The organism is Vibrio sp. zbq_1, assembly GCF_043102935.1.
GTDB lineage: Bacteria > Pseudomonadota > Gammaproteobacteria > Enterobacterales > Vibrionaceae > Vibrio > Vibrio parahaemolyticus.
This window is the reverse complement of sequence record NZ_JBICJH010000041.1, coordinates 365,263-378,785: the sequence shown is the minus strand read 5'-3', so window position 1 is coordinate 378,785 and position 13,523 is coordinate 365,263. Positions and strand designations below refer to the sequence as shown.

The 13,523-nt window shown below is 45.2% G+C and carries 10 protein-coding genes; 4 read left to right on the top strand and 6 right to left on the bottom strand.

Features of this window, described 5'->3' with window-relative positions; all coding sequences use genetic code 11:
* Positions 1–31: 31 nt before the first annotated feature.
* Positions 32–3,403 carry an AraC family transcriptional regulator gene (locus ACF8CV_RS19595; protein WP_169602386.1) on the bottom strand — a complete coding sequence of 1,124 codons (3,372 nt, stop codon included), beginning with the start codon at positions 3,401–3,403 and terminating at the stop codon, positions 32–34.
* A 210-nt stretch (positions 3,404–3,613) separates the two neighbouring features.
* On the bottom strand, positions 3,614–4,492 hold the full coding sequence (gene znuA, locus ACF8CV_RS19590; RefSeq protein ID WP_029854455.1) for a zinc ABC transporter substrate-binding protein ZnuA: 879 nt from the start codon (positions 4,490–4,492) through the stop codon (positions 3,614–3,616).
* 78 nt (positions 4,493–4,570) lie between these two features.
* On the opposite strand from znuA, the gene znuC reads away from it, so the two are divergent.
* Both znuC and znuB read left to right on the top strand, forming a co-directional pair.
* Positions 4,571–5,359: a zinc ABC transporter ATP-binding protein ZnuC gene (gene znuC / locus ACF8CV_RS19585; protein WP_029854454.1), complete on the top strand. Its 789-nt coding sequence runs from the start codon at positions 4,571–4,573 to the stop codon at positions 5,357–5,359.
* Complete coding sequence (znuB, locus tag ACF8CV_RS19580; RefSeq protein WP_005455500.1) at positions 5,352–6,137, top strand: zinc ABC transporter permease subunit ZnuB; 786 nt, start codon at positions 5,352–5,354, stop codon at positions 6,135–6,137. Before znuC ends, znuB begins: the two co-directional genes overlap by 8 nt.
* A gap of 153 nt (positions 6,138–6,290) precedes the next feature.
* Here znuB and ACF8CV_RS19575 read toward each other — a convergent pair whose 3' ends face one another.
* Both ACF8CV_RS19575 and lpcA read right to left on the bottom strand, forming a co-directional pair.
* The gene (locus ACF8CV_RS19575; protein WP_138938258.1) at positions 6,291–7,136 is read right to left on the bottom strand and encodes a class II glutamine amidotransferase; all 846 of its coding nucleotides are present in this window, start codon (positions 7,134–7,136) and stop codon (positions 6,291–6,293) included.
* Between the two features lie 52 nt (positions 7,137–7,188).
* Positions 7,189–7,764 (bottom strand): D-sedoheptulose 7-phosphate isomerase, encoded by a 576-nt coding sequence (gene lpcA, locus ACF8CV_RS19570; protein ID WP_005457680.1) that lies wholly within the window; start codon positions 7,762–7,764, stop codon positions 7,189–7,191.
* Positions 7,765–8,120: 356 nt separating this feature from the next.
* Here lpcA and fadE point away from each other — a divergent pair, with 356 nt between their 5' ends.
* Positions 8,121–10,565: an acyl-CoA dehydrogenase FadE gene (fadE, locus tag ACF8CV_RS19565; protein WP_138938259.1), complete on the top strand. Its 2,445-nt coding sequence runs from the start codon at positions 8,121–8,123 to the stop codon at positions 10,563–10,565.
* A 213-nt stretch (positions 10,566–10,778) separates the two neighbouring features.
* The gene (locus ACF8CV_RS19560; protein ID WP_023584134.1) at positions 10,779–12,554 is read left to right on the top strand and encodes a SulP family inorganic anion transporter; all 1,776 of its coding nucleotides are present in this window, start codon (positions 10,779–10,781) and stop codon (positions 12,552–12,554) included.
* Positions 12,555–12,632: 78 nt separating this feature from the next.
* Here the strand turns inward: ACF8CV_RS19560 and ACF8CV_RS19555 are convergent, their stop codons facing one another.
* Both ACF8CV_RS19555 and ACF8CV_RS19550 read right to left on the bottom strand, forming a co-directional pair.
* Positions 12,633–13,043: a GNAT family N-acetyltransferase gene (locus ACF8CV_RS19555; RefSeq protein WP_138938260.1), complete on the bottom strand. Its 411-nt coding sequence runs from the start codon at positions 13,041–13,043 to the stop codon at positions 12,633–12,635.
* A 210-nt stretch (positions 13,044–13,253) separates the two neighbouring features.
* Positions 13,254–13,523 carry a hypothetical protein gene (locus tag ACF8CV_RS19550; RefSeq protein ID WP_228520278.1) on the bottom strand — a complete coding sequence of 90 codons (270 nt, stop codon included), beginning with the start codon at positions 13,521–13,523 and terminating at the stop codon, positions 13,254–13,256.

Genomic DNA, 13,523 nt, shown 5'->3' with positions numbered 1-13,523 from the left:
TAACTATTAACGATGCTCGAAAGATTGGAGACTAATTTGCGTGACTGTCTTGTTCCATCGCGAACTTTGATGGAGGTAAACCAAAGTGTAACTTGAACTTCTGGCTGAAGTAAGAAGGATCATTGAAACCGCAGTTGAAAGCCACTTCACTGATTTTTTCACCTGCGAGTAACTGTTCACAAGCAGTTTCTAACCGTACCTCCGTTAAATAATCTTTTAACGTTCTTGACGAGGCCGACTTAAAGCGGCGTTGTAAACTACGTTCAGACATAAATAACATCTTAGCCGCTGTCGCAGTACCAAAATCAGGGTCATGGTAATGCTCAGCAACTAACTGATAAACCTTTTGTAGCCACTCATTCTCTGGACTGGCTTTCTCTTCGACGATGTTTTCTGGCACAAATTCTGGTAAAACTTCCTCAACATGGCTCAACTCTTTGGCCATCGGCCAAGTAATCTCAATTTTATTCTGCGCATCAGAAGTGAACACCGCTAAGTGCCCTCCACTCACCGTAACCAACTGCGAAAGATTGTCGATACTCAAGTCCACATTGTTATTAGCAGAACGACTTAGAGAAAGTTTATTTGGCAATTGCGTTCCGTAATCCAAAAAGCTGAGTGAGACAATGTCCCGTCCCTCTTCTAGCATCACTTTAACGGCTTGACCTCGGAAAGAGCGCTTGATGATGTTGGCAAAGATACTGTTAAAGATAACATCCAGATTGAAACTCTCTAGAGCAATACGGCTAGACTTGTTCTCATCCTCTAACTCCACAGAGATCCCCGCTTTGGCGAAATCGTCTCGCCACACATCCACCACAGATTGCGTAATTTGGCTTAGGTTGTAGTTTTGACTGCCGTTACTCGCATCACCAGGAGCACTTTTAAGCTCATTCAGCTGCCAGTAAGTTTTTGATACGTGATCCTGAGTGATGGAGTCTCTCTCCACTGGCAATTTTGACGAGATATAATCGACGCTGGTTTTTATAGACTGAGCAACATGGTCAACTAATAGATTTCTAACCTGAATTTGCTTTCTTAATTGTTGATTACTCGTCAATAATACGCGGCTTTGATGTCTTAGTTGGTTGGTCTTTAGAGTGACCTGAGCAGCAAGCTCTCGGTTTGCTTGCATAACATATCGTGAACGCCAGTACATGATAAGGCCGATAAGCGTAGAAATTGAGACGAGAAAGCCTAATATCGCAAGTTTGGATAGATACCATGGTTTGAGCACTTCAAAACGAGACTCTAAACCAACAACGCCCGCCGTTACCTGTGACTCGTTACTCACTTGAAGGTGGTATTCCCCAGAGTTAAGGTGCTCTAAGGTTAACTGTCCCCCTTCTAATGTCTGCCATCGATCGTCTTCGTTTAAGCGGTAGTACAGGTTCTGGCTATCCGGTTTAGGCATGATGCCAAAGAGAAAGCTCAACGAAGAACCATAAGGCAGCTTAATCCCATCAAGGTCGGAACTCCCCACTTGGATTACATCGTTTTCAAGCATCACTTGGCTAACAATAAAGCGGGATTCTGGCGGGTTTGACACCAATAGTTTTGAAGCCTCCGCTTTAACTAATCCATATTTTGAGCCTAAAACAAGTTCACGTTCACCATCTTCTGTGCGTTTCACTACGCTACATATCCCAGGAATAAACTCATTATTAATCAAGCCCGATGCAGATGAATAATGTTTAACTAACTCACCGGACAATCGGTAGTAACTCAACCCAACAGAAGATGCAAGCCACACACCTTTCGCATCACTGATCAAACACGCCGGACGAGCATTCGCAACACTCATCTCCAAGACTTGCTTGGCTTCGCCACCAGCCACTGTTTTAAACAACCCATAGGAAGAGGCAAACCACTGAGAGCCATCCGCCGCTTTCACTATATCTAGCGACTCGCCATATTTTTCCGAGAAACGATTGAAACGAATACGTTCATCATCGTATTCATAAATGCCGTGGTCCGTACCAATAAAAAGTTTATCTTCGGTATCATATAAGCGCGTCACTTTAGCTGGTAAGTACTGACTCACGATCCATTCGCTACCAAAGTTTCTGACGGATTGCTTGTCGATATCAACGTTGTAAAGTTGGTAACCGCTGGATACCCACAAACGGTTTGTGTCGTCTAGAGCAATATGCTCAACAGCATGCCCAGCCATTACTTGTAAATAAGGGAAGCTAACCTTTTTCAGCCCCTCCAATTGGAATATCTCCAAACCTTTTGAAGTGGCAAGCCATAACATGCCTCGTCGGAACGCAAATTCGTTAATTTGAGAATCTAATTCTAAGACTTTTACAATCCCTTCCGCGCCAGAACGATACAGTTTGCGGTCATCGGCAAACCAAAGCACACCATCTGGCCCTGTTACCGTTTGTCTGATACGACCAGATAAGGTTTGCGAGTCATAACTACTAAAGGTGACTCGCTCAAATTTTTTGCTGAACAAAGAGTAATAACGAATGCCTTGGTTGGTCGCTATCCACATTCCGCCCATGTTGTCGCTAAGTAAGGAATAAATTTTAGTGCTATCGAGCTCTAACTCTAAGAAGCTCGCAGGCTCAACTTCAGTAACTTCACCTGTTAAAAACGAGTAGAGATACAAACCGTGCTCAGTACCAACCCAATACTCTTGATTGGTCTCTGAAAACGTCAGTACGTGGGAGCCGCCAATTTTGACGATCTCTTTGTTCGGCTCGTAAATATTGAAGATCAACGCGCCTTTTAAGGTGCCGACCAATATCTCGCGTCTCGTATGCGAGTAGTACACTTTTTCAATGTAGTTTTGACCGGATGAAATCACATGATCAAATTTATTACCTTCAGAGAGATAGACACCAGATGTTGTAGCCAACGCCCATTTGGTTTCGACCAGAATCGCATCATTGATGTACACATAACTATTATTGCTATGTTGATAAAGTTGAAGCAGTGAAAATGAATCAAGTTCATTGGTTTTGATATTGTAGGTATAAAAATGTGCGCCATCACTGACCCAAATATAATCACCTGATGAACCTATTTTTCTAATTTGCGACCCGGGGTTAAGGCTAAAGACCAACTGCCTTTCTTTGTTTGGGTAGGTCTGATAAACCTCATTTTCGACAAAGGTCCAGAATGACCCTTGATGATACGCAAGCTGCTTTGCAGTCGTTTGCAAAAAACTGCCTGATTTTGGCAGAACATTCTGGCCGTCATAAAAAAGAACGCGGCCATGTACATCATGAATCCATAGCCCACCTTGCTCGCCCAAGAACAATTTTTTCGCAGCAATAAAAGTGCCCTTAACCTGAGTAGGCAAAGGGTAAAAGATGGCATTCGCGTTGTTCAGCGCAAATGCTTGAGATGATATGAAGAGTCCCCAGAAAATCAGGACAAGTTGGCGAAGCAAGACGAAAACCTTATATATCAATGTATATCAACTCAACTCCCTATAGGCCTTCCATAGCTCTTGTGAGTAGGGTTATTTTGAGCCGCTAATTATTGATAATGATATCTCAATTCCTTTTATAGAAAAGGTTCGTCTTGCCAAAGGTTGTAATTCTTACTGCTAGATCACGTAAAAGAGACATTTCATCCGCAAAACTACAACTAATTACCCTTATTGAGCCAAACATTGCTCAAAGCTGTCAGCCATGTTGCCTAACAAGTTAAAGTAACTGCCTGGCTCCACTTTGATCACACTGCCTAATGGGTCAAGCTCGCCTTTGGCGACATCGCTGCCACGCATCACACTCTCGACAACGGCTGGTGTAAATTGAGGCTCAGAAAACACACAAGCCACGTTACCTGATCCCAGTGTTTTTCTGATCTGAATCAGCGTCTTGGCACCCGGTTTTCGATCGGGAGTCACCGTAAAGTGTCCTAGATTATTTAACTGGTAACGCTCTTCAAAATAACCGTACGCATCATGGAAAACGAAGTACCCTTGGTTCTTCACTGGTGCTAACTGCTGCTCTATTTCCTTATCTTTAGCCGCAAGCTGTTCTTCAAATTTAACAAGATTGTTGCTGTACGTTTTCGCATTAGCTGTATCGATTTCCACCAATTTGTTCACAACAGCTTGGGCGACCTGTTTAACCGGTTTAATACCCAACCAAAAGTGCGGGTCGTGGCTACCGTGGTCATGACCGTCGTGATCATGCGAATGCTCACTATCAAACTCACGAAGCGCTAGATTTGGTATTTCGCTTAGCGTCAGTGTACTAGATCTATTTGATACGACTTTTTCAAGAAACGGTTCCAAATCATGACCATACCAAATCACCAAATCCGCAGACGCGACTTTTTTTACATCAGAAGGTCGCAGCGAATAATCGTGTGGTGATGCGTTTGACTGAACTAGCACTTCAGGAGTAGTGACGCCTTCAGTCAGTTCAGTCACCATCAGTTGGATCGGTTTAATGCTTGTAAGTACTGTTATCGCCTGCGCTGGCAAGGTTAACATTGCTGAAGCAGCAAGAATTAAAGCTCTTTTCATAGTTTTGCTTGGGATATGGTATAGAAAGTGCGATAATGTTACATTATAACATTATAGTTTTGCAAATGAGTTTCATTCATGTCTTCATTAGTCAGTCTTGAACGATTGTGCGTCGAGTTCGATGATCGCAGAGTTCTCGATAACATCAGCATGGAATTAGAAAAGGGCAAAATCACAACCCTAATCGGTCCCAACGGAGCGGGAAAATCCACGTTAGTTAAAGTCATTTTAGGGCTTCAAAAGCCAACTAGCGGAAAATTGGTAAAAGCGAAAAGGCTAAAAATTGGTTATGTGCCTCAGAAACTGAAACTCAACGACTCTTTGCCGCTAGACGTTATCCGTTTCTTAAATTTAGCAGGAAAGTACAGCAAACAAGAATGCCTTGATGCATTAAGACTGGTTGGTGCCGAGCACTTAATTAAGAGCAACATGCACCGCCTATCTGGTGGTGAAAACCAACGTGTCCTACTCGCCCGCGCGCTGCTACAACGCCCTGACTTGTTGGTTCTTGATGAACCAGCTCAAGGTGTTGATGTTCAGGGACAAATCGATCTATACGATTTGATTGAAAGCATCCGTCACCGCTTCGATTGCGCTGTGTTTATGGTATCTCATGATTTGCACTTGGTCATGGCAAAAACAGACGATGTGATTTGTTTGCACCACCACGTTTGTTGTTCGGGATCACCAGCAACGATCACTCAGCATCCTTCTTACGTAGCATTGTTTGGTAACGCAGCGAGAGAATCACTCGCGTTTTATCATCACGACCACGAGCATCACCATCACGATTTGTCTGGTTCTCCAGTATCGGGCGACGCTACCTCGTGCTCTAACCATAGCCACGGACATCATCACCATGATTGAGTTTCTTCTACCTTCTATTCTCGCTGGTATTGGTATTGCAATCATCGCAGGTCCACTCGGGTCTTTTGTTGTATGGCGCAAAATGGCCTACTTCGGTGACACTCTTGCCCATGCATCGTTAATGGGGCTCGCTCTCGGGTTCTTACTGAACGTTAACCTCTATCTTGCGCTGCTAGTCTGCTGTTTAGCATTAGCGGTACTCCTTGTAACACTGCAAAGGCAGCAACTGGTGGCCACAGATACCCTACTCGGAATTCTGGCTCACAGCTCTTTGTCTATCGGTTTGGTGTCAGTAAGCTTTTTGGACAATGTTCGTGTCGATCTAATGAGTTACCTATTTGGTGATTTATTAGCTGTATCACCAGAAGATTTGATGTTTATTTATGCCGGCGTAATTGCCGTTAGTGCATGTTTGTACATATTCTGGCGACCGTTATTATCAAGTACCGTCAGCGAAGAGCTAGCCGCTGTAGAAGGTGTGAACACAGATTTAATTCGTCTGGTCTTGATGCTGATGGTGGGCGTAGTGATTGCGGTAGGTATGAAGTTTGTCGGTGCCCTTATCATGACTTCACTACTGATCATCCCAGCAGCAACAGCGCGTAAGTTGTCTTCTACACCAGAACAAATGGCATTCTTCGCATCCATCATAGGTGCGATTTCAGTTCTGATGGGACTGAGTCTGTCTTGGCACTTCGACACACCAGCAGGCCCGTCAGTGGTGATCAGTGCGACTTCTTTGTTTATGCTGAGCCAACTGATTCAGCGGAAAGCTTAGTTATAAGCACAAGTTAAGCAAACGGATCTGGTGATTAAGAATTCTCAGTGCTATTGCTGGCTTACATACAAAATCAATACAAGATCGCATCAAAAAAGGCAGTCGAGTGACTGCCTTTTTGTTATTTGGAAAACTTGATGTCTAGAAACGTCTTTATTCCAACGGTTCGGTCGGAGCTTGATTACCCGGTTTGGGCGCTGCAAATGGCACATCTTTCAAATCAGATGCATTGTTTTGGATCAGTTCACCAAGGTGAAACAAACCATATTCACCGGGCTTCATTCGATGCCAAGTCTCATTACCGGTTAAAGGCTGAGTTGCAATGACAGAAACAACATCGTTTGGTGTTGTTTCTTCTTGGAAGTTGATCTCCACATCTTCATCTAGCAAAGCGGCCTTGCCAAACGGAGCGCGACGCGTAATCCAATACAAGTGATTAGTACAATACGTCATGACAAACTCGCCGTCGCTGAGCAACATATTGAACACGCCTTTTTCTTTGAGCTGATCACAACACTTAGCGATGTAGAGAAAAACAGATTCTATGTCCTGAGGAGGCTCTGGATATCGATCTTCCATCTGCTTTAGCAGCCAACAAAACGCGAGCTCACTGTCTGTTTGACCAACAGGACGATGGCGCCCAGTGTACAGGTCTTGGTAATCAGACAGCTGACCATTGTGAGCAAAGGTCCAATACTTGCCCCACAACTCACGTGTGAATGGGTGCGTATTTTCTAAATTCACTCCGCCACGGTTTGCTTGGCGAATATGACTCACAACCGCACGACTTTTGATCGGATAGTTTTGCACCAATTCAGCGATTTGGGACTCACAGCTTGGTTTTGGATCTTTAAAGGTTCGAAAACCTTTACCTTCATAAAAAGTAATTCCCCAACCATCACGGTGCGGGCCAGTACGACCTCCGCGCTGCATCAGTCCTGTAAAGCTGAAACAGATATCCGTTGGAACATTGGCGCTCATGCCGAGCAATTCACACATCGTTTAACGAACTCCTTACCTAAACCACAGCCGAAAAAGTGGCTGCAGAAAATTATTCCATCTCTTTTTCAATCAACTGAATGATGATGTGAATAATCTTAATATGTACTTCTTGAATACGGTCTGCATAACCAAAGTGTGGTACACGAATTTCAACATCAGCAAGACCAGCCATTTTACCGCCGTCTTTACCCGTCAGTGCGACGGTCTTCATGCCTTTCGCTTTCGCAGCTTCAATCGCTTTAAGAATATTGCCTGAGTTGCCAGATGTCGACAAACCAAACAGAACATCACCTTTGCGGCCTACCGCTTCAACGTAACGAGAAAAAACAAAGTCGTAACCAAAATCGTTACTGACACAAGAAAGGTGGCTTGGATCTGAAATCGCAATACCAGCGTATCCTGGGCGATTATCACGGTAACGCCCTGTTAGCTCTTCTGCGAAGTGCATTGCGTCACAGTGCGAACCACCGTTACCGCACGACAGCACCTTACCATCTTGCTTAAAAGAATCGGCAATCATCTTCGCTGCCGCTTCGATTTGAGCAATGTTATGGTCATCGCTTAAAAATTTGTTGAGCACTTCAGCAGCTTCGTTCAATTCACTTCTAATCAGATCTTGGTACATAAGACGTTCTCTTTATTATTTCGGGCGTAAATGCGCATTCGCTTCGCCTTAGTAAATGGTTCTGATGCCATTTTAGCACCGGACATTTCATAACACTGAGTTTACCCACAAACGAGAATTAGTGTCGATAGTGAACCTCCAGATTTGGATTGGTGACAGTAATAAACTTGTCAACTTGCTTACGAAACCATCACTCAATTCGCAACTTTAGAATTTTAACTCTACTTAGATCACTTTTTACTCAATCTTGTGTTTTACATTTCTTTAATATTTTGATTACACTTACACCAACTGGTTAGACCTCTTACCAAAATACAGACGTACAACATTTATAAAGTCTGAAAAGGAAAAATTATATGGACATCTTGCTCTCTATCGTTGCGATGGCTGTTGTGTTAGGCATTACGCTTTACCACAGAATGTCACTCGTTAAATCCGTCAGCCTACTAACCGCTGCCATGCTAGTGCTGACTATCACAGGCTCAGTTGGCGTTATTGGCTGGGCACTGTATGTGCTTGCAATCGCGGTCTTTGCCGTTTCTGGCATCCGCCAATCGCTTATTAGCCGTAAGGCACTGGCGTTGTTTAAGACTGTGCTACCTGCGATGTCTCAAACTGAAAAAGAAGCTCTCGATGCTGGTACAGTATGGTGGGAAGCTGAGCTATTCAAAGGTAAACCTGAATGGGAAAAATTACACGCAATTCAAGCGCCAAAACTTAGCGCTGAAGAGCAAGCGTTCTTAGACGGCCCAGTAAACGAAGTGTGTGCTATGGTCAGCGACTTCCAAGTAACGCATGAACTCGCGGATTTACCACCTGAAGTTTGGCAGTATCTAAAAGACAACAAATTCTTCGCCATGATCATCAAGAAAAAGTACGGTGGTCTAGAGTTCTCTGCATACGCTCAATCTTTGGTACTGCAAAAGCTGACGGGTGTTTCTGGCGTTTTGTCATCTACCGTTGGTGTTCCAAACTCGTTAGGCCCTGGTGAACTACTGCAACACTACGGCACTGAAGAGCAGAAAAACTATTACTTACCTCGCCTAGCTGAAGGTAAAGAAATCCCATGTTTCGCACTAACTAGCCCAGAGGCTGGCTCAGACGCAGGCTCAATCCCAGATTACGGCGTCGTTTGTAAAGGAGAATGGGAAGGCAAAGAAGTGTTGGGTATGCGTCTAACGTGGAACAAACGCTACATCACGCTTGCACCTGTTGCGACGGTACTTGGCCTTGCATTCAAACTGCGTGACCCAGAAGGCCTGCTTGGTGATAAAGAAGATCTTGGTATCACATGTGCGCTGATCCCAACGGATGTGAAAGGTGTAGAAATCGGTAACCGTCACTTCCCACTGAACGTACCATTCCAGAACGGTCCAACCCGTGGTAAAGACATTTTCGTTCCTATCGATTTCATCATCGGTGGTGAGAAAATGGCAGGGCAAGGCTGGCGCATGCTGGTGGAATGTCTGTCGGTCGGCCGTGGCATCACGCTACCTTCTAACTCGACGGGTGGTATCAAATCGGCTGCGATGGCAACGGGTGCATACTCTCGCATTCGTCGTCAGTTCAAACAACCAATCGGTCACATGGAAGGCGTTGAAGAGCCATTGGCGCGTCTTGGCGGTAATGCATACGTCATGGATGCGGCCAGCAATCTAACTGTTGCAGGTATCGACCTAGGTGAAAAGCCATCGGTTATTTCTGCAATTGTGAAGTACCACTGTACCCACCGCGGTCAACAAAGCATCATCGACGCGATGGACATTGTCGGCGGTAAAGGCATTTGTTTAGGCCCTTCAAACTTCCTCGCTCGTGGCTACCAAGGCTCTCCAATCGCCGTAACGGTAGAAGGTGCAAACATTCTGACTCGTTCGATGATCATCTTCGGTCAAGGTGCGATTCGTTGTCACCCATATGTACTTGAAGAAATGAGCGCAGCTTACTCAGAAGCGAGCGACGCGGTTGAGAAATTCGACAAAGCGTTAGCTGGCCATGTGAGCTTTACCATGAGTAACCTCGTTCGCAGTATTTGGTTTGGTTTAAGCGATGGTCTCGGTTCATCGACACCGACTAAAGATGCTACGAAACGCTACTACCAACAGCTAAACCGTTACAGTGCCAACCTAGCGCTTCTGTCTGATATCTCAATGGCTGTGCTTGGTGGTTCGTTGAAACGTAAAGAGCGTTTATCCGCGCGTTTAGGTGACATTCTCAGTCAGCTATACCTAAGCTCGGCGACGCTAAAACGTTTTGAACAAGATGGTCGTCCAGCTGAAGATTTGGCTTTGGTTCACTGGGGTCTACAAGATAGCTTAAAACAAGCAGAAATCGCCGTTGATGAGTTCCTAGCAAACTTCCCGAACAAAGTCATTGGCCGCACACTTCGCGTTCTGATTATGCCATTCGGTCGTGTACGCAAAGCACCAAGTGACAAGCTAGACAGCAAAGTGGCACGTATTCTACAAACCCCAAGTGCAACACGCTCGCGCATTGGCCGTGGCCAGTACCTAGAGCCAACAGAGCACAACCCAGCCGGTAAGATTGAGTTGGCACTGTCTGTGATTCTTCAAGCTGAGCCTGTGTTCGACAAAGTTTGTAAAGCGCAAGGTAAACGTCGTCCATTCCTCCGCTTGGACATTATTGCTCAAGAAGGTCTAGAGCAAGGCGTGATCACTCAAGAAGAAGCAGAACTGCTGAGAGAAGCCGAGCAACATCGTCTCGATACTATTAACGTTGACGATTTTGAGCCGGAACTATTGGCAGCAAAGCCACTTTACCCTCAAATGGATAGCGTTGCTTAAAAGCCAATAAGAAAGACAAAAACGGGAGCTTTGGCTCCCGTTTCCTTGTGTTCTGAATCCAAATAACGCCCCTTCCCTTTCGACGCATCCGATGCTCACACTCAGACACTCGTTGTAACCACAGCCAAACCAATTGATCGCGATATGAGTGATAAATAGCTCACAGACCTTACCCATTAACGATGTATACTTTACCGTATCTCAACCACATATATGGAAAATCTGTTGGCTAGACTCTTATTCGCTCAGTGGTTCCCAGGACTCATTCAACTTAAAAACTATCAAAAAGAATGGCTCGTGAATGACTTTAGAGCAGCATTTTCTGTTGTTGCTGTTGCACTACCTGTTGCTATTGCTTATGCACAGCTAACTGGCGTTTCTGCTATCGTCGGCCTCTACTCATGCGTGCTGCCGATGCTGGTTTACGCTTTGATGGGCACTTCCCGACAACTCATTGTTGGCCCGGACGCCGCAACCTGTGCCGTCATCGCCGCCGTCGTTACCCCAATTGCCGCTGGCGACCCAACCAAACACTGGCAGCTCGTCATGACAATGACAGCCATGACAGGTATTTGGTGTGTACTGGCCAGCCGCTTCAAACTGGGAATTTTTGCTGACTTCCTTTCCCGCCCAATCCTCTTAGGGCTACTCAACGGCGTGGCGTTGACCATCATTGTCGGTCAGTTTGCGAAAGTCGTGGGTTTGAAATACGAACAACGCTATCTACTTGAACGATTATGGGAAGCTCCACAACGCTTGGCAGAACTTCATTGGCCAACCGTTGCGTTAAGTGTAGCGACGGTGGTGGTCTATTTGGTAACCAAACGCTACCGTCCTACTTGGCCTGCAGCAATGCTTGCCATACTGGTTACTACAGCATCGGTTTGGCTACTGCACTTACAAGAAATGGACGTGGCCGTAGTCGGCTTAACTCAAGGTGGTTTCCCTCAATTTCAAGCCCCACAATTTGAGCTTGGCGAAGTGCGTGAGCTCGTCGTGCCAGCGTTAAACTTAGCGATCGTTAGCTTTGTCAGCATGATGCTGACCGCGCGCAGCTTCGCAGCAAAGAACGGCTACGACATTGACGCTAATAAAGAGTTTCAGGCATTGGGGTTTGCCAATATTGCTTCTGCCTTCTCGCAAGGCTTTGCCATCAGCGGCGCAGATTCTCGTACCGCCGTTAACGACGCCAATGGGGGAAAATCGCAATTGGTATCGATTGTCGCTGCCATCACCATTGCTATTATCGCGGTCTTTATTTACGAGCCGTTGCAGTTCATCCCTATAGCCTCACTCGGCGTGGTACTCATCATCGCGTCACTGTCACTGCTTGACCTCAAATCCATATGGATACTGAAAACACGTGATAAAGATGCCTTTTACCTTGCCATCATTACCTTTATTTCCGTGCTAGTGATTGGGGTTATTCCGGGTATCACACTGGCGGTTCTATTAGGTCTATTTCAGTTTTTACGCATCGTCATGCGACCAAGTGACCAACTACTGGGTCTGGATGAAAAAGGCACCATTCGCACCATTGATGAAACCGGAAAAGCGTCTCCAATTCCGGGAATGGTGATTTATCGCTTCAACTCACCGTTGACCTACTTTAATGCGCCGTACTTTAAGCGTCGTTTGCTAGAGCACGCAGAGCAAAACAAAGATGTCAGCTGTGTCGTAGTCGATGCCGTATCAAGCTTTACTCACCTAGATTTGAGTGTCATGGCGACATTGGCCGACATTCACGAAGTGCTCAAAAAAAGAGGAATACGATTAGTCCTGGCAGGAAGAAAACGCCGCTTGCGTCAATGGTGTGAGTTAACGGGAATAAATACCAGTGAAGGCGGGATTTTGCTGCGTGCCGATATGTACCTTGCGATCAAACTCAGTGGTAGCTACCTCAGTGCTGTCGGTGAAGGGATTGTTCCAACCGTGCAAAAAGAACCCGATTTGGAACAACCACCAAAGCCAATTCCAGAAGTGGCTTAAGCGATAATCTAAAATAAAAAACAGGAGTATCTTCTCCTGTTTTTTATTGTTCATTTTATCTGTTTAATAGGCTCGGCTTTATGTTTGCGGTTTAAATTTTTTCGTCATTCCTTGGCTTTTGGGAGCCACTAGCTTGTAACCAAGATTTTCATAAAAGAATGGCTCATCAGCAATCATAGAAACGTAAGAGCCTTCAAGTGCAACAGAAGAAAGATAACCGTCGATGTATTCCATGACTTTTCTACCTAACCCGTTACCTTGATAATCAGGGTCAACGGCAACGTCGACAATTTCGAAGTTACACGCCCCGTCACCAACAACCCGGCCCATTGCAATAAGAGCCCCCTCATCTCGGATGGACACTCCGTAAAGAGAGTTGGGTAAGCCAATTTCCGCCGCTTGCAGAGACTTTGGAGACAAACCTGCTTTGACACGCATCTCACAGTATTCTTCTGGGCTTGGAACGAACTCTTCGTATTTTATTGTCATTGCGTACTACTCCTTTAATTACCAACGAAGCATACATAACAACACTGTATAAATAAACATACATAAAAAATAAAAAGGAATCCTCTCAGGCAGATAAAACATCCGGCTTTGAGAAGCAGCCACCAAAAACTTTGGCTCCGTAATAGATGTAATTCGCACACAAGGAGAACTGCATTCTTCAAGACAGATCGTCCGCAATAGCCCATCCGCTTATGCTCGGTTACTTTGAGGCGGCAATTCTTCTCTCATAAGTTGATAAAGTTCGTCATGCACTAAAGACGCCAGAATGAGATTTCTTCTGGTATCAGTTGCAGGACCACTTACACCATCCCACGAATAACCTTTCTTAATCGTCAATAAGCCTTGTTCACTTAAGCTAAGATAGGGACTTTCAAAAGGCACACCAAGATAAATACCGCTTTCAACCTGCTCTTCTGAATGAAGATGACACTTGTACTTCCGACGTTTTTTGTACGTCAT

Coding starts and splice junctions, on each gene's coding strand:
- ACF8CV_RS19575 (WP_138938258.1), bottom strand. CDS start 7,136: ATGTGTGAATTGCTCGGCATGAGCGCCAATGTTCCAACGGATATCTGT.
- ACF8CV_RS19560 (WP_023584134.1), top strand. CDS start 10,779: ATGGAAAATCTGTTGGCTAGACTCTTATTCGCTCAGTGGTTCCCAGGA.
- lpcA (WP_005457680.1), bottom strand. CDS start 7,764: ATGTACCAAGATCTGATTAGAAGTGAATTGAACGAAGCTGCTGAAGTG.
- znuC (WP_029854454.1), top strand. CDS start 4,571: ATGTCTTCATTAGTCAGTCTTGAACGATTGTGCGTCGAGTTCGATGAT.
- znuA (WP_029854455.1), bottom strand. CDS start 4,492: ATGAAAAGAGCTTTAATTCTTGCTGCTTCAGCAATGTTAACCTTGCCA.
- fadE (WP_138938259.1), top strand. CDS start 8,121: ATGGACATCTTGCTCTCTATCGTTGCGATGGCTGTTGTGTTAGGCATT.
- ACF8CV_RS19555 (WP_138938260.1), bottom strand. CDS start 13,043: ATGACAATAAAATACGAAGAGTTCGTTCCAAGCCCAGAAGAATACTGT.
- ACF8CV_RS19550 (WP_228520278.1), bottom strand. CDS start 13,523: ATGACGTACAAAAAACGTCGGAAGTACAAGTGTCATCTTCATTCAGAA.
- znuB (WP_005455500.1), top strand. CDS start 5,352: ATGATTGAGTTTCTTCTACCTTCTATTCTCGCTGGTATTGGTATTGCA.